The sequence below is a fragment of the Bradyrhizobium sp. 18BD genome (genome assembly GCF_054185225.1).
In genome coordinates this window covers 1-15,609 of the sequence record NZ_JAVAYL010000037.1, presented here as the reverse complement: position 1 = coordinate 15,609, position 15,609 = coordinate 1, and the positions used below count along the sequence as shown (strand labels likewise).

The 15,609-nt window shown below is 65.1% G+C and carries 20 protein-coding genes; 9 read left to right on the top strand and 11 right to left on the bottom strand.

Translation table 11 applies throughout. From position 1 onward, the window contains the following. Position 1 precedes the first annotated feature (1 nt). Entirely contained in the window at positions 2–841 is an 840-nt protein-coding gene (locus RAD16_RS39505) for an XdhC family protein (protein WP_458163343.1), read from the top strand. Positions 842–847: 6 nt separating this feature from the next. Continuing rightward, positions 848–1,306, top strand: a complete 459-nt coding sequence (locus RAD16_RS39500) for an SRPBCC family protein (RefSeq protein WP_458163341.1) — start codon at positions 848–850, stop codon at positions 1,304–1,306. Between the two features lie 113 nt (positions 1,307–1,419). Here the strand turns inward: RAD16_RS39500 and RAD16_RS39495 are convergent, their stop codons facing one another. The 8 genes from RAD16_RS39495 to RAD16_RS39460 form a co-directional block, all read right to left on the bottom strand. Further along, the gene (locus tag RAD16_RS39495; RefSeq protein ID WP_458163339.1) at positions 1,420–2,454 is read right to left on the bottom strand and encodes a D-alanine--D-alanine ligase family protein; all 1,035 of its coding nucleotides are present in this window, start codon (positions 2,452–2,454) and stop codon (positions 1,420–1,422) included. Beyond that, entirely contained in the window at positions 2,451–3,479 is a 1,029-nt protein-coding gene (locus RAD16_RS39490; protein ID WP_458163337.1) for a putative zinc-binding metallopeptidase, read from the bottom strand. The genes RAD16_RS39495 and RAD16_RS39490 overlap by 4 nt, the downstream gene beginning before the upstream one ends. Positions 3,480–3,739: 260 nt before the next feature. Then, complete coding sequence (locus RAD16_RS39485; RefSeq protein ID WP_458163335.1) at positions 3,740–4,693, bottom strand: ribose-phosphate pyrophosphokinase; 954 nt, start codon at positions 4,691–4,693, stop codon at positions 3,740–3,742. A 194-nt stretch (positions 4,694–4,887) separates the two neighbouring features. Then, positions 4,888–5,517 carry a hypothetical protein gene (locus tag RAD16_RS39480; RefSeq protein WP_458163333.1) on the bottom strand — a complete coding sequence of 210 codons (630 nt, stop codon included), beginning with the start codon at positions 5,515–5,517 and terminating at the stop codon, positions 4,888–4,890. 119 nt (positions 5,518–5,636) lie between these two features. Further along, complete coding sequence (pgeF, locus tag RAD16_RS39475; RefSeq protein ID WP_458163331.1) at positions 5,637–6,404, bottom strand: peptidoglycan editing factor PgeF; 768 nt, start codon at positions 6,402–6,404, stop codon at positions 5,637–5,639. Then, positions 6,401–7,519: a class I SAM-dependent methyltransferase gene (locus RAD16_RS39470; protein WP_458163329.1), complete on the bottom strand. Its 1,119-nt coding sequence runs from the start codon at positions 7,517–7,519 to the stop codon at positions 6,401–6,403. Before RAD16_RS39470 ends, pgeF begins: the two co-directional genes overlap by 4 nt. A 21-nt stretch (positions 7,520–7,540) precedes the next feature. Then, positions 7,541–8,383 (bottom strand): prolipoprotein diacylglyceryl transferase, encoded by an 843-nt coding sequence (gene lgt / locus RAD16_RS39465; protein ID WP_458163327.1) that lies wholly within the window; start codon positions 8,381–8,383, stop codon positions 7,541–7,543. A gap of 17 nt (positions 8,384–8,400) precedes the next feature. Continuing rightward, a complete protein-coding gene (locus tag RAD16_RS39460; RefSeq protein WP_458163325.1) occupies positions 8,401–9,132 on the bottom strand; it encodes a dienelactone hydrolase family protein in 732 nt (243 codons plus the stop codon). A gap of 166 nt (positions 9,133–9,298) precedes the next feature. Here RAD16_RS39460 and RAD16_RS39455 point away from each other — a divergent pair, with 166 nt between their 5' ends. The 4 genes from RAD16_RS39455 to ychF all read left to right on the top strand — a co-directional run bounded on the left by RAD16_RS39455 (position 9,299) and on the right by ychF (position 12,340). Continuing rightward, positions 9,299–9,550 carry an accessory factor UbiK family protein gene (locus RAD16_RS39455; RefSeq protein WP_157328420.1) on the top strand — a complete coding sequence of 84 codons (252 nt, stop codon included), beginning with the start codon at positions 9,299–9,301 and terminating at the stop codon, positions 9,548–9,550. A gap of 297 nt (positions 9,551–9,847) precedes the next feature. Continuing rightward, the gene (locus RAD16_RS39450) at positions 9,848–10,573 is read left to right on the top strand and encodes a 50S ribosomal protein L25/general stress protein Ctc (protein WP_458163322.1); all 726 of its coding nucleotides are present in this window, start codon (positions 9,848–9,850) and stop codon (positions 10,571–10,573) included. 58 nt (positions 10,574–10,631) lie between these two features. After that, complete coding sequence (gene pth / locus RAD16_RS39445; protein WP_458163320.1) at positions 10,632–11,237, top strand: aminoacyl-tRNA hydrolase; 606 nt, start codon at positions 10,632–10,634, stop codon at positions 11,235–11,237. 5 nt (positions 11,238–11,242) lie between these two features. After that, positions 11,243–12,340: a redox-regulated ATPase YchF gene (gene ychF / locus RAD16_RS39440; RefSeq protein ID WP_458163318.1), complete on the top strand. Its 1,098-nt coding sequence runs from the start codon at positions 11,243–11,245 to the stop codon at positions 12,338–12,340. Between the two features lie 143 nt (positions 12,341–12,483). On the opposite strand, the gene RAD16_RS39435 is transcribed toward ychF, so the two are convergent. Continuing rightward, complete coding sequence (locus RAD16_RS39435) at positions 12,484–12,780, bottom strand: DUF4282 domain-containing protein (protein WP_458163316.1); 297 nt, start codon at positions 12,778–12,780, stop codon at positions 12,484–12,486. A gap of 181 nt (positions 12,781–12,961) precedes the next feature. Between RAD16_RS39435 and RAD16_RS39430 the strand changes: the two genes are divergently transcribed. The 3 genes from RAD16_RS39430 (at position 12,962) to RAD16_RS39420 (ending at position 14,238) form a co-directional block, all read left to right on the top strand. After that, positions 12,962–13,414, top strand: a complete 453-nt coding sequence (locus RAD16_RS39430; protein ID WP_458163314.1) for a MaoC family dehydratase — start codon at positions 12,962–12,964, stop codon at positions 13,412–13,414. Beyond that, on the top strand, positions 13,414–13,893 hold the full coding sequence (locus RAD16_RS39425) for a MaoC family dehydratase (RefSeq protein ID WP_458163312.1): 480 nt from the start codon (positions 13,414–13,416) through the stop codon (positions 13,891–13,893). The genes RAD16_RS39430 and RAD16_RS39425 overlap by 1 nt, the downstream gene beginning before the upstream one ends. 198 nt (positions 13,894–14,091) lie before the next feature. Next, complete coding sequence (locus RAD16_RS39420; protein WP_458163310.1) at positions 14,092–14,238, top strand: hypothetical protein; 147 nt, start codon at positions 14,092–14,094, stop codon at positions 14,236–14,238. A 39-nt stretch (positions 14,239–14,277) separates the two neighbouring features. On the opposite strand, the gene RAD16_RS39415 is transcribed toward RAD16_RS39420, so the two are convergent. Beyond that, positions 14,278–14,415 carry a hypothetical protein gene (locus tag RAD16_RS39415; RefSeq protein ID WP_018648329.1) on the bottom strand — a complete coding sequence of 46 codons (138 nt, stop codon included), beginning with the start codon at positions 14,413–14,415 and terminating at the stop codon, positions 14,278–14,280. Between the two features lie 379 nt (positions 14,416–14,794). Next, complete coding sequence (locus RAD16_RS39410; RefSeq protein ID WP_458163308.1) at positions 14,795–15,220, bottom strand: hypothetical protein; 426 nt, start codon at positions 15,218–15,220, stop codon at positions 14,795–14,797. Positions 15,221–15,609: the final 389 nt, after the last annotated feature.

Here is a 15,609-nt window from a genome sequence, read left to right as displayed (position 1 = left end):
GATGACGGCCCATGTCGAAGTGCTGGATCTCGTGGCGCAGATGAAGGCCGCCGAGCGCGCCTTCGTGCTCGCGACGGTGGTGCGCACGGTCTCGGTGACCGCGGCGAAGGCTGGCGCCAAGGCGATCATTGCCGCCGACGGCACCATCGTCGCGGGCTGGATCGGCGGAGGCTGCGCCAAAGGCGCGGTGCTGAAGGCGGCGCGTGAGGCGCTCGCCGACGGCGAACCGCGCATGGTCTCGGTGCAGCCGGAGAATCTGCTCGCCGAACTCGGCGTCAGCGCCGGCGAGAGCCGCGACGGCATCCGCTTTGCCAGCAACATGTGCCCGAGCAAGGGTACGATGGACATCTTCGTCGAGCCGGTGCTGCCGCATCCGTCGCTGGTCATCCTCGGTGCAAGCCCTGTGGCGCTGTCGCTGGCGGCACAGGCACGCGTGCTCGGCTATCACGTTACGATCGCCGCGCCCGCGACTGAGCTCACGGCCCAGCCGGATGCCGATGCGATCATCGACGGCTATCAGCTCGGCGAGCTCAACGACGCCAAACGCTTCGTCGTGGTCTCGACGCAGGGCAAGGGCGACGAGGCCGCCTTGCGTGCAGCAATCGCAACCAGGGCCAGTTATCACGCCTTCGTCGGCAGCCGCCGCAAGATGGCTTCGCTGCGCGCAAAGCTCCTTGCGGAAGGCGCCAGCGCCGCTGCGATCGACGATTTCAAGGCGCCGGCCGGGCTCGATCTCGGCGCCATCACGCCAGAAGAGATCGCGATGTCGATCCTCGCCGAAATCACCAGGGAGCGGCGGCGTGGCCAGCGCGCCGCCCAACAGCCAGCAAGCAGAGAGTAAACGATCATGCAGATGAACGACAGCCAGCGTATCCCCGCGTCACGCGAACAGGTGTGGGCAGCGCTGAATGATCCCGCTGTGCTGAAACAGTGTATCCCTGGCTGCCAGTCGCTCGACGTCACCGCACCGAACGAGATGACCGCCACGGTGGTGTTCAAGGTCGGCCCGGTGAAGGCGACCTTCAGCGGCAAGGTGACCCTGTCCGATCTCGATCCACCCAACTCCTATCGCATCTCGGGCGAAGGCTCCGGCGGCGTGGCCGGCTTCGCCAAGGGCGGCGCGGTCGTGCGGCTGGAATCCGAGAGCGCTGACGTGACGGTGCTGCACTACGATGTCGACGCGCAGATCGGCGGCAAGCTCGCGCAGTTGGGAGCGCGCCTGATCAACTCCACCGCGACGAAGCTTGCGGGGGAGTTCTTCAAGTCGTTTGCGGAAGTGGTGAGCGCGAAGGCCGAGGCCGGCTAGCTGCGGTCGCTGCCGTAGGGTGGGCAAAGCACCATTCCTTGCCGTAACATCGATTGGTGGGCACGGCGCGTTGCGCCTTTGCCCACCTTACGAGCGGTGCAAGCCGGCTCAGCTCACCCCAGCGACACACCCGCCTTCGCCCGGCTGATCCCCAGCGTCAGGATGCGATGGAGCAGCTCCCTGTATTTGAGCCCGTCATGTTGAGCCGCGGTGGCGAACTCCTGGCTCTTGGCGATTTCCGGATTGGGGTTGGCTTCGATGAAGTACGGCGTGCCGTCGGCGGCGAGGCGAAAATCGATGCGCGCGTAGCCGTCGAGGCCAAGGGCCCGGTAGATGCGCTTCGCGGCGCGCTGGATCCGTGCGGTGACTTCAGGCGCTAGATCCTTCGCCGGCCCGTCGACGATACCGACCTTCTCCTGATAGTCAGTGTCGTGCTTGGCCCTTTCCGTGGCGATGTGGCGTGACCTGCGTCCGCCCATGCTGCCGAATTTCAATTCCCAGACCGGCAGGACGCGCAGCCGGTTGTTACCGAGCACGCCGACATAAAGCTCGCGTCCCTCGATGAACTGCTCGGCGATGGCCGCGGTTTCGCTCCGATCGTGGATGAAGGCGACGCGCTCCGCGAGCTTTTCGTCGGTATCGACGATGGAGGCCTGAGAAATGCCGGCAGATCCATCCATGTTCAGGGCCTTGACGATCAGCGGCAGCGCAAGATGCTTCGGCCGCCTGACTTTGCGTCGCATCGGGAAAACGGCGAAGGCCGGCACCGCGATGCGGCGGTGGTGCACCAGCGTCTTGGATAAATCCTTGCCGCGCGCCAGGATCAGGCCACGCGGGTTGCATCCAGTGTAGGGGACCTTCATCAGCTCGAGATAGCTGGCGATGTGCTGGTCGTAAGCGACGTTGTTGTGGAATTCCTCCAGCAGCGTGAAAACCACGTGCGGCTTGAACTGCTCGATCGCTTCGCGCACCGGCCTGATTTCCTCCTGAGCGCCGAGGACGCGAACCTCATGTTTGGCCGCGCGCAAGGTGCTCACGACGTCGTATTCCGTCTTCCAGTTGTTGATTTCCTGCGGCGTGTATCCGTCACTCGAATCCGGCGGCAGGAAGTCCGGATGCATCAGCACGAGAATACGGAGTCGTCTCATAGCGCGATCCATTTGCGCCGAGACGGGCCGAACAGCGCGTGCATCGTCTTGGCGGTCACGAGGACAGTGAAATCGAGAACGAGCTTTTGTTCCGGGCCGACCGCGCGCAAATCGAGCTCGCGGCAGCGGGAGATCATTTCGTCGAGCACGGCATCGAGCGTGAGCTGGTTCTCGCCCGTCCATCGCGCGACCAGTTGCCTGATCTGGGCGCGGTGCCGCCTGATCAGGCTCGAAGCGGGCTTGGAGCGATGATGCCGTGGATCGGCGGAGAACAACCGGGAGAGGTCGCGGTCGTAGGTCTTCGGTGGCGTGAAGGCGTAAAAAGCCTGCTTCTTCTTGTAGTGGTCTTCGAGCGTCTGGCTGAGCTTGCTCAGTGGATCGACACGCTCTCGCGTCGTGATCAGCGGTCGTTTTCCCGCAATCTCACCCATCAGCTCGTCAACATATTCGAGCTTCTTCAGCGCCGGCCAGCCGGCATATCGCGTCCGCCAGTTCGAGCGCGGCCGCAGCCACACGGCAAAGGTCTCGGCGAAATCCTCGTCCGGGTGGCTCTGCGCGTACCAGAGCCGGAGATGCTGGACGTAACGCCGGCTCGCCGGGTTAGGCCGGTAGTAGCGCGGATAGTGTTTTGACGACGGGCCGAACAATTGCTGCCAGCGCCGGCGGCGCTGCAGCTGGTAGCCGTGCTGCAGCGCATGGCCGGCCTCGTGACGGAGGATGGCCATACATTCGCGCCAGGTTCCGCCCTCGACGTCGAACATCATCTTCTTCTCAAGCTTCATCAGGCGAGGATGGGCGAGATAGAAGGGCAGCGCGATTCCGGGCACGCCGCCCGGACTGAACCATTCGCTCGAGATCCAGGTGTGCGGCCGGAGCCGGATGCCCCGCTCCTCGAGCTCCTCGTGAAGCGTTGCAACGCAGTCTTCGAGCCAGGTGCCTTCGACCGTAACCTTCAGGCTACTCAGGCGCTGCTGAAGCAGCTGCTCGTCCGATAGCTTTTCCCAAGCGAATTTCCGGCGCGGCATCAGGCATCCAGGCGGTGACTCGATATCCGGATGATGTCATGCGCCGCTGTCGGCAACAACCCGTGGGGGCGGGGGACGTGCTGCGGTGCGTCGGAGTGAGGGATGGGAGACGCGCGCGCCCCGCTTGCGGGGAGAGGGTGGGGTGCGGGGGGTCTCTATGGGGACGGTGAGAGTTGGACTCGCGGAGAGTCCCCCTCACCCGGAATTCAAGCTTCGCTCGAATTCCGGCCTCTCCCCGCAAGCGGGGAGAGGCGAAGAAATCAGTCGAACAGGCTCGACACCGACTCTTCCGCGGCGGTGCGCGCGATGGCGTCCGAGATCAGGCTCGCGATCGGCAGCGTGCGGATGTTCGGCGCCTTGCTCACCGCCTCGGTCGGCAGGATCGAGTCGGTGATGACGAGCTCTTTCAGCTTCGAGCCGGCAATACGCGCGGCCGCGCCGCCGGAGAGCACGCCGTGGGTGATGTAGGCGTAGACGTCCTTGGCACCCTTCGCGATCAGCGCGTCGGCCGCGTTCACAAGCGTGCCGCCGGAATCGACGATGTCGTCGACCAGGATGCAGCTGTAGCCGGAGACGTCGCCGATCACGTTCATGACTTCGGATTCACCCGGACGTTCGCGGCGCTTGTCGACGATCGCGAGCGGGGTGTTGATGCGCTTGGCGAGGCCGCGGGCGCGGGCCACGCCGCCGACGTCGGGCGAGACCACCATCACCTTTCCGAGGTCGAAGCGTTCGCGGATGTCGCGCACCATCAGGGGAGCAGCGAACAGATTGTCGGTCGGGATGTCGAAGAAGCCCTGGATCTGGCCGGCATGCAGGTCGAGCGTCATGACGCGGTCGACGCCGGCATGGCTGATCAGATTGGCGACGAGCTTGGCCGAGATCGGCGTGCGGGAGCCGGAGCGGCGGTCCTGCCGGGCATAACCGAAATAGGGGATCACTGCGGTGATGCGGCGCGCCGAGGAGCGGCGAAGCGCGTCGGTGATGATCAGCAGCTCCATCAGATTGTCGTTCGCCGGAAACGAGGTCGACTGGATGATGAAGGCATCCGAGCCGCGGATGTTCTCCTGGACCTCGACGAAGATCTCCATGTCGGCGAAGCGCCGGACCACCGCTTTGGTCAGCGGCATATCGAGGCCCTGCGCGATGGCCTGGGCGAGAGCCGGATTGGAGTTGCCGGCGACAAGCTTGATGGAGCCGTTCTTGGCCGACATGGACGCTTCCTCCCGCGCTTTGCTGGATACGACGTTCAACATCAGAAAATACCCACTGACAGCACGGTTACGACGGCCGAGCAAATATCAGGCCGGGGGGCGCAATGGCAACCCGGGATGCTACGTTTTCCCTTCGAAAATCCTGAGTCGGGCCAACGGCTTGGCCGCAACTTGAGGCCGTGGTTGAGCGGGGGTTAGCGCTCGGCATAGCCAAGCGCGGAGGTCGGCAAGTCCGACGCCGGCGCCTCCGGGGTCACGCTTGCCACCGCCGGTCCCCGCAGGCCCGGAGCGGTGCTCGGGGCCTCCGGCGTTCCGTTGATCATGTTGGAAAGTCCGCTGAATCCGGCCTGGGCGATCTTCCGCAGCACGAGGTCGTCGGCCGCTTGCCAAGGATCACGCGCCGCATCGCGGCCGCCCTTGGCGGTGGTCGGTTCCTCACCGGAGAGGCGCAGCGCCCGCTGCTGGTTGGCGTCGTAGACGTCCCAGACCCAGGCGATCACGGTCTTGCCCCGCACCACCTGGGCGGAGAGATAGCTGCGCACGCGATAGGCGGCCGTTCCCTCGCGGGAGACGACGGACAGGCTGCGCAGCTTGGATTCGCTGTCGAGCACGCCGACCATGCGGTCGAACACCTGCGGCGGCGGTCCGTCGATCGATTCGAAGGCGACCGTCGCTCCGGAGCCGGCGCTCGGCGCCATCGCATAGGAGTTGGCGGCGCTGCCGCCGCCACCGGCGCAGCCGCCGAGCGCGGCCGCCGTTGCCAGCAACGTGACCGCCAGCACGCGCGAACCAGCGCGGCGCAAGATGGATGACGCTTCCCTCATTGAGGGCAGCGATATCGTTAAAATCGATTAAGGTCTAGGGCAGGCGCAACACAGATCCGGGGCATTACGGGCACGATATTTGTGCATCGCCCCGGAATGAGACGACGTTGCCGGTGTGTTCACGCCTCGAGCGCAATCGCGTGAACGTGCCGGCCGTAATCCGGCTCCTTGCGATGCACCGAGCGGCGATAGCTGAAGAAGCGTTCGTCGGCGTAGGTGTCGAGTCCAAGGTCGTCGATCAACAGGATGCCGGCGGCTTCGAGCCGCTTGCGGATGAAGCCGGCGAGATCGAACATCGCGTGGCCCTCGCGCGCCGACGGGATGAAGAACATCGCATTGTCCGCATCCGCCTCGACGAAGCGCGTCACGAACTCGTTGCCGACCTCGTAGCTGTCCTGGCGGATCAGCGGGCCGATCGCGGCGATGATGCCGCTACGGGCGGCGCCGAGCTTTTCCATCGCCGCGATTGTGGATTCCAGCACGCCCGTGAGCGCGCCCTTCCAGCCGGCATGGGCGCCGCCGATGACGCGCGCGTGGGGATCGACGAACAGCACCGGACCGCAATCGGCGGCGGAGACGCCGAGCGCGATGCCGGGTGTCTTCGTTACCAGCGCATCGCCCTTCGGCCGCGGACCGCTCGGCCACGGCGTCTCGGCGACGAGCACGTCGGGCGAATGGATCTGGTGCAGGCTGACGAAATGGTCCGGCGCGACGCCGACATGCTCGGCCATGCGGCGCCGGTTCTCCGCGACCAGGGCCTGATCGTCATTGGAGCCGAGCCCGCCGTTCAGCGCGGCGTAGATGCCGCCGGAGACGCCGCCCTCGCGCGTGAAGAAGGCATGGCGCAGGCCGGGCACGCCCGACAGCAGCGACGAAGCAAGCGTCATGACGCGCCTCCGGAATGTTCGAGATCGCTGAGGCCGGCGATGCCCGACAATCGCGGCTCGGAGATGCAGAGCACCTTGAACATTGAGCCCATGCCGCTGCGTCCCGTCTCGGTCAGGCGCTTCAGCGCCACCGAAATGTCGGTGGCCACTTCCGGCGTTGCCTTCTGCATCAGGGCGGCGGCGCGGGTGTCGATGCCGACGCGCTTGAGGAAGTCGCCCTGCGTCACCGGGCCGTGCACGCGCGCGCCGACATCCTCCGCTGCGCGCGCGAGCGCCTGGAAGTCGACATGGGCGGTGACGTCGGCCTGGCCCGGCGCCTTCAAGGGATCGGTGAAGGTGTGGCGCGCGATCGCCTGGAAGGTGTCGCCGGCATCGCTGCGCAAATGGCCGTAATCGATGATCAGCGCTGCACCATCCTGATCGCGCACGCGCGTGGCGAGCTTCATGATCTCGCCGTCCGGGCGCCATTCGAACACGGCGCCAACGGGCGCGGCGCGCACCAGAGGCGGCAGCAGCACGTCGAAGCGCGGCGTCGGCTCGGCCGCCGCGCCGAATTGAAGCTTGCCGTTGGGATCGATCTCGACCACGCGCTCGTGCCAGCCGTTCTCGCGCTTCGTCATCTGGTGGATCGGCAGCACATCGAAATATTCGTTGGCGAGGATGATGCTCGGTCCTTCGGGCACGTCATCGATGCTGTCATGCCAGGCGATGTTGCGCACGCCCGACAGTGTCGCACTCTGCCGGTCGCGCAGCACCGGGTTGACCTCGACCATGTGGATGTGAAGCGCCTGGTAGAGCGGCGGCAGCACGCGGAGCGCGCGCAGCGCGTCCGCCATCATGGTGCCGCGGCCGGGGCCGAGCTCGATCAGCCGCAAGAATTGCGGCGAGCCCATCTGCTTCCACACCGAGGCGGTCCACAGGCCCAGGAGCTCGCCGAACATCTGGCTGACCTCAGGGGCGGTGGTGAAATCGCCTTCACGCCCGAGCGGGTCGCGCGAGACGTAATAGCCGTAGCGCGGATGCATCAGGCACAGTTCCATGTACCGCCAGACCGGCATGGGGCCCGAGGATTTGATCAGCGCCTTGATCTCGTTGAGTAGCGGCTGGTCGGTCACGGCGTGCTTTCTCGAAATGAATTAACGAACTGCCTCGATCGGCTTCGGCGCACCGCGCCTCACTGCCAATACAATAAGTATGAGGCCTACAATAAGCATCGGGATCGACAACAGCATACCCATGGTTAACCCGCCCCAGAGGTAGCCGAGCTGGACGTCCGGCTCGCGGAAATGCTCGCCGATGATCCGGGTCAGGCCGTAGATCAGGATGAAGCTGCCGAGGATGAGCCCCGGCCGCTTCAAGGCCCCCATTCGGATCATCACCGCCAGCACGATGAAGAGCAGGATGCCCTCCATGCCCGCTTCGTAAAGCTGGCTCGGATGGCGCGGCACGTCACCGCCGGTCGGGAAAATCATGGCCCAGGGCAGGCTCGGGTCGGCTGCGCGGCCCCACAGCTCCCCGTTGATGAAGTTGGTCAGCCGCACCAGGAAGATCCCGATCGGCGCAACGCCGCAGGTGATGTCGCCGAGCGACAGGATCGAGATGCCGTTCCTCCGGGCGAACCACATCACCGCTACGACGCAACCGAGAAAGCCGCCGTGGAAGGACATGCCCCCTTCCCACAATTTGAAGATGGCAGCCGGATGCTCGATGAAGAAGGGCAAATTGTAGAACAGGACGTAGCCGGTACGGCCACCGAGAATGATGCCGAGCGTGACCCACAGGATGAAATCGTCGATCTGCACCAGACTGATCGGCGACGCCCCGCCCCATAGCCTGTCTTTCTTGATCAGTGAGCGCGCATAGAGCCAGCCGAACGTGATCCCGCAGATATAGCCGAGCGCGTACCAGCGGATCGCGAACGGTCCGATCGCGACTGCGATCGGACTGAACGATGGAAAGTCGATGAGCAGGAACGGCATCAGGCCTTCTATTATGTCTAGACGAGATTGCGGCGATAGAGCGCCAGCAGCCGCTCCCAATGCCGTTCGGCGGCGTCGCGGTCATAGACCGGGCGCTTGGGGAAGGCGAAGCCGTGATGCGTGCCGGGATAGATCTCGACCTCGGCGTTCGCGCCGCTCATGCCCTGCTTCACCTTCTCGATGATCTCGGTCGGCGCATAGATGTCGGTCTCGGCGCAGGCGAAATAGAGCTCGGCCTCGGTCTTGTTCGCGGCGCGATGCGGGCTGTCGTCCTGGTCGGTCGCAAGCTGCGTGCCGTAAATCGAGGCGGCGGCCTTGACGCGATCGGGGAAATGTGTGGCGGCGTTGACGGCGTAGCGGCCGCTCATGCAGTAGCCGACGGTGCCGACGATCTCAGTGTTCGCGGCGGCCTGGCCTTCGGCATAGGTAAGCAGCGCCCGTGTGTCGTCCATGATCATGGGGATGGTGAGCGAGCCCATCAGCGCGAACATGCGCTTGCGCTCCGGTGCGTTCGGATCGGCCGGCAGCGCGCCGAGCTCCATCACGCCGGAACGGTAATAGAGGTTCGGCAGCATCACGTAATAGCCCGACGTCGCAAGCCGGCGCGCCATGTCGCGCAGTTCCTCGCGGATCGCCGGCGCGTCCATGTAGAACAGGATGACCGGAAACGGCCCGCCGCGTTCGGGATGGCTGATGAAGGTCGCGGTATGGCCGTCCTTGGTGGGGATCGCAATCTGCTGGTCGATCATCTCGTGCGCCTTCTGATTCTTCTTATGCAGGGACGTTGAATACGATTGCAAGGAAACCGGGGCATGACAAGGATACCGCCGATCAGCCCTTGAACCGTTCCGCCCGGATTGCCATTGTCTTTTTGAGTGTTCGCGCAAAGTTTATCGACGCTGCCAGGAGACCGACATGACCCAGACCAACAACCGGTTTTTCGACGAGATCGGCCGCCTGATGAACGACGCCGCCGGTGCCGCCCAGGGCGTCAAGCGCGAGTTCGACACCGTGATGCGCACCCAGGCCGAAAAATTCCTGCGCGACATGGACCTCGTCAAGCGCGAGGAGTTTGAGGCGGTCAAGGACATGGCCCGCTTGGCGCGCGAGGAGAACGAGGCCCTGAAGGCGCGCGTCGCAGCGCTGGAGGCCAAGCTCGGGGGGTAGGCGCCGGTCCCGTAGCCCGGATGGAGCCAACGGGTCGGCGCGAAGCGCCGCCCGATGACAGGCTCCGCGCAATCCGGGGTGTTCCAGCGGCAAAGGTCCCGGATTTCGCTTGGCTCCATCCGGGCTACAAGGATTTCCGCGGGGCCGCCCGGCAGCCCATTCTCCTTGTCATTTCCGCGTCTTCCGGGTAAAAGCCCGCCACGTTCACGGCCCCCGCACCCCTGGAGGCTTGCTGTGGACTATGCCATGGGCCGCGCTGCGGCCCATTAACTTTTGCAAAAACAAGGACTTAACGACATGGCGACGACCGTCAAGGAATTGAAGGCGACCGCACGTCCGAAGAGCGGCAAGGGGGCCGCCCGGGCTGAGCGTCGCGCCGGCAGAGTGCCCGGAGTGATCTATGGTAACAACCAGCCCCCCGTCACGATCTCGATCGAAGATCGTGAACTGCGCCAGCGCATCCTGGCCGGCCGGTTCCTGACCACGCTGGTCGACATCGACCTCGAGGGCAAGAAGCATCGCGTGATTCCGCGCGACTATCACCTCGATCCGGTCAAGGACTTCCCGATCCATGTCGACTTCATGCGGCTCGGCGAAGGCGCCACCATCCGCATCAGCGTTCCCTTGCATGTCGTGAAGGCTGAAGGTTCGCCCGGCGTGAAGCGCGGCGGCACCGTCAACATCGTCGCCCACGCGATCGAGCTCGAATGCGGCGTCGAGAGCATCCCGCAGTACATCGAGGCCGACGTCGGCGCGCTGGAAATCGGTCACTCGCTGCATCTGTCGGACGTCAAGCTTCCGGCCGGCGTGAAGGCGCTGACCCGCGAGGACGCGACCCTCGTCACCATCGTGCCGCCGTCCGGCTACGCCGAAGAGCAGAAGGCCGCGGCTGCGGCTGCTGCTGGTGGCGCGGCTCCGGGCGCTGCGGCTGCTCCGGCGGCTGGTGCTGCGGCTCCGGCTGCGGGTGCTGCTGCGCCTGCCGCTGCTGCCAAGGCTCCCGCCGGCGGCGACAAGAAGAAGTAATCTCTCAAGGCTGGCGCGCGGTCTCTGATCGCGCGCCGAGCGAGGGGCGCGCCGCGTCATGCGACTCTTTGTTGGGCTCGGCAATCCCGGCGCGAAATACGCACGTAACCGGCACAATATCGGCTTCATGGCCGTCGACGAGATCGCGCGGCGTCATGGCTTTGCGCCGTGGCGTCGCAGGTTTCAGGGCGAGACCTCGGAAGGCACGCTCGGCACTGAGCGCGTGATCCTGCTCAAGCCGACGACCTACATGAACGAGTCCGGTCGCAGCGTTCAGGAGGCCGCGAGCTTCTTCAAGATCGCGCCGGGCGACACCACGGTGTTTCACGACGAGCTCGAACTGCCGCCGGGCAAGGTTCGGGTGAAGATCGGCGGCGGTATCGCCGGCCACAACGGCCTGCGCTCGATCTCGGCGCATATCGGCAACGACTATCGCCGGGTCCGGCTCGGCATCGGTCATCCCGGCGTCAAGGAGATGGTGCACGGCCATGTGCTGTCGGACTTCGCCAAGGCCGACAACGACTGGGTGACGACGCTCTGCGACGCGGTCGCCGAGCACGCCGCACTGATCGTCAAAGGCACGGACGCGACCTTTGCCAACAGGGTGCATCTCGCGATGCAGGCGAAGGGATTTTTGACCAAGGACGAGAACGGCAAGGAATAACGCTCGTGGGATTCAAATGCGGAATCGTCGGATTGCCCAATGTCGGCAAGTCGACCTTGTTCAATGCGCTGACCGAGACGGCCGCGGCGCAGGCCGCGAACTATCCGTTCTGCACCATCGAGCCGAACGTCGGCGAAGTCGCCGTGCCGGATCCGCGGCTCGACAAGCTCGCAGCGGTCGCCAAATCGGGGCAGATCATCCCGACCCGGCTGACCTTCGTCGACATCGCCGGCTTGGTGCGTGGCGCCTCCAAGGGCGAAGGTCTCGGCAACCAGTTTCTGGCCAACATCCGCGAGGTCGACGCCATCGCGCATGTCGTGCGCTGCTTCGAGGACTCCGACATCACCCATGTCGAGGGCAAGATCGCCCCGCTCGCCGACATCGAGACCATCGAGACCGAGCTGATGCTCGCCGACCTCGACAGCCTCGAGAAGCGCGTCGACAACCTCTCCAAGAAGGCCAAGGGCAACGACAAGGACGCCAAGGAGCAGCTCGACCTCGTCAACCGCACCCTGGTGCTGCTGCGCGACGGCAAGCCTGCGCGGCTCGTCGAGCGCAAGGCGGAGGAGGAGCGTGCCTTTGGTATGCTCGGCCTGCTGTCGTCCAAGCCCGTGCTTTACGTCTGCAACGTCGAGGAGGGCTCGGCCGCGACAGGCAACTCGTTCTCGAAGGCGGTGCAGGACCAGGCCGCCAAGGAAGGCGCCGTCGCCGTCGTCATCTCCGCCAAGATCGAATCCGAGATCGCCACCATCTCGCGTGAGGAGCGCGCCGACTTCCTGGAGACGCTGGGTCTCGAGGAGGCCGGTCTCGACCGCCTGATCCGCGCCGGCTACACGCTGCTCGACCTCATCACCTATTTCACGGTGGGCCCGAAGGAAGCGCGTGCCTGGACCATCTATCGCGGCACCAAGGCGCCGGGCGCGGCCGGTGTGATCCACACCGACTTCGAGAAGGGCTTCATCCGCGCCGAGACGATTGCCTATGAGGATTACGTTGCGCTGAACGGCGAAGCCGGCGCCCGCGATGCCGGCAAGCTCCGCCTCGAAGGCAAGGAATACGTCGTCGCCGACGGCGACGTGATGCATTTCCGGTTTAATACGTAAGGCTGATCCTGTGCCCCGGACGCAGCGCAGCGCTCTTGCGGTGCGCTGCAGAGCCGGGGCCCAGGAGTCTTGATTGCGGATGCATGGGTCCCGGCTCTGCGTCGCGTCATTTCGTGCCGCGCCGCGTCCGGGACACGAGAGCCTCACTTCATCCCGCCGCCCTGGTCCCTGATCGCACCGAGATGCTCGTTGATGCGGAAGACGATCAGGATCAGCTCCGCGGCGATGCGCGAGAACACGATCCCGACGACGACGCTCGCGATCGACGACAGCAGCACCAGGAAGCCGCCGAACGGACTGATCGCCATCGCAGCGAGGCCGGAGAAGATGCCGGAGAGGCCGAACAGGCAGATCAGCGCGATCACCAGCCAGTAAAAGGTCTTGATGATCGTCGGCGTGATGAAGCGGTCCCATTGAAACAGGTCGCTGAATGAAAACATTGCTCTCCCCAGGGCAAATCGGGACTTCAATTCGGGCCGTGATAGCGGGATCCTGGCCCTCGGTCGATCCGACTCAGACCAACGCCGATCCCGCGTATGTAGCACGAGCCATGCGGGCCGGCGGGTTGAGATTGCCGCAAAGTGCGGCCACAATCTGTCATTCCCGCTAGCCAATCCCAAGATGACCCTGACCTTCGAAGATTTTCCGCCCGGCCGGTTTGGAACATTCGGCCCGCGCCATGTCACCCGCGACGAGATCCTGGCCTTTGCCGCCGAGTTCGATCCGCAGCCCATGCACCTCGACGAGGAGGCTGCCAGCAAGAGCATGCTGCGCGGCCTGTCCGGCTCGGGCTGGCACCTCTGCTCGCTGATGATGCGGATGATGGCCGACGGCTTCATCACCCGCGCCGCCTCGCTGGGCTCTCCCGGCGTCGACGAGGTGCGCTGGCTGTCGCCGCTCAGGCCCGGTGACGACCTGACCCTCGATGTCGACGTGCTCGAGGCGCGCGCCTCGAAGAGCCGCCCGGAGCTCGGCATCGTCAAGTTCAAATGCACCGTGCGCAATGCGGCAGGGCAGGCGCTGTGCGAGATGACCTCGCCGATCCTGATCAAGCGGCGCGAGGGAGCGGTCTGATGCGGTTCTTCGACGACATCGCGATCGGCCAGCGCCGCGAGATCGGCTCCTATACGTTTACGGCCGAAGCCATCAAGGAATTCGCCGCCAAGTTCGATCCGCAGCGCTTTCACCTCGATGCGGAGGAGGGCAAGAACTCGCTGTTCGGCGGGCTCGCGGCGTCCGGCTGGCATGTCGGTTCGGCCTGCATGAGCCTGCTTGTCGCGGACGGCCAACGCCTGGCGCGCGAGGCCGCAGCGCGCGGCGAGGAGGTCGCAGTGTGGGGCCCGTCGCCGGGCTTTCGCGATCTGCGCTGGATCAGGCCGGTGCTCGCCGGCGACACCGTCAGTTACGTCAACGTCGTCATCGACAAGCGCACCTCGGCCTCGCGACCCGGCTGGGGCATCTTGACGGCCCGCACCACCGGTACCAACCAGCGCGGCGAAGAGGTGTACTCCATCACCGCCAGCGCCTTCGTGCCGACGCGCGCGAAGGCTTAGACCTGTTCCAGAATGAACGGCCCAAATGAGTGCGCAAGTGTTGCCCGCGCGCTATGGACGCGTTTCAGGACGGCTGCCATAAGCCTGCGCAACATGGTTTGGCTGCGAAGCAGTCGGCGGAACCATCGAGTTGCTAACCAATTATGAACCTGTCGCTGTCTAATTGAAACGAATTGGGCAGACAGGGGAACGAGTACCATGGCAGACCGCGGCGCACTCAAGCTGGTCGGATTTATCTTTGCTACCGCGACGCTGGCCGTGATGCTGGTCGCCGGCATGGTGGTGAAGGGCTATGCCGACGGCGCCTACACCCTGGAAGCCTCGAGCATCGACGCGGCCCGGTAAGGGTCGTTAACTCGTGGGGCCGCGACGCGGCCTCCACCCTCAGCGGCTATAGACGAACGCCAGCACCGCGATCGCAACCGCCAACAATCCGACAAAGCGCAGCATGATCGTGCCGAACTGGTTCGGCGCAGGCCGCAGCGGTATGGGGTCCGTGGTATCGGGCCGAATGCTTTCCATGTGAGATATCCCCAAGCCCTGGCGTGGGCGGCAGAGCGCTAGGCATTGGTCGCCTGGACCGGGTGGAGGGTTCAAAAGTGGATCTGTGCTGGCCGCGTGACGCTGTGAACGCGTGTCCATTGCCGCGCCGTCGCGCCTTTCGCAGCCACAGCCTCCACTGTCATGCCCCGCGAAGGCGGGGCCAGTACGCCGCGGCCTCTCGGTTTGAGCCTCGCTGTCTCTGGAATACTGGATCGCCCGCCCCAGTGCGCAATCGCGCACAAGGCGGGCGATGACACCTGTCGTGTTGGCCGTATGTGCGCGCCCATCACGTCTTCAGAATCAAAACCGCCGCGCCCCTTTCGGGACGCGGCGGCTCGGTGATGCCTGGCGCCGATGCTTAGCTGTTGCGAAGGCCGTCGGCGGCGCGCTTCCACTGGGCGACGTTGTCGGCGATCATGCGGGTCGACTTCATCGCGGCCTGGCTGAGCTGGGCGTAGCCGGAGATCTCGCGCTGGACGCGCTGGCCTTCGGCGTGGAGCAGGTCGCGCAGGCTCTCGAGCTCGGAGATCAGATTCTCGATCTCGGCGAGCGAGGTGCCGGCGACGCGCTGGATCAGCGAGTTGACGTTGTTGACGGTGGCTTCCGCACTCGGGTCGAGCGGCGGCGCGTCGGTGGTGCTGGTCGCCGCCGGGCGGCGCAGATAGGCGATGTCGTTGCGGACGAAGTCACGGATGCCGGCTTCGACCTCGGTGACCGCAGCGAGGTTGTTGTCCACGGTTTCGGTCTCGGCGGCTTCGGTCTTTTCCGGACGAATGGCGTTCATCGGTGTTCCCCTGTTCGCGTTGAGCGCAGCGCGAGTGTCCCCCGCACGACGGCGTCGGTCATCCGACTAGGGCGTCGGATTTTGACCGCAACTTGGCCGAGATACGGCAAGGGCAGACGATTCGGGGGCTTTGCCGTGGCGTATGGTTAGGAGAGTCTAAACAGTGGCTGTGACGGCAGTCCTATCCCCGCATGGCGAGGAGCGCGTACTCGCCGCACGCAGCGCGGCCTCGATCCTTCGAGACGCGCTCCGTTGGAGCGCTCCTCAGACCGTATGTCCCTTTGCGGAACGGGGCGACTCACCCTCGATGCGACTGCGAGGGTTACCCGGATGGTCCGGGCAGAGCCTCACGCAAGGAGGGCGAGTCATGGGTGATTATAGCGAGGCTT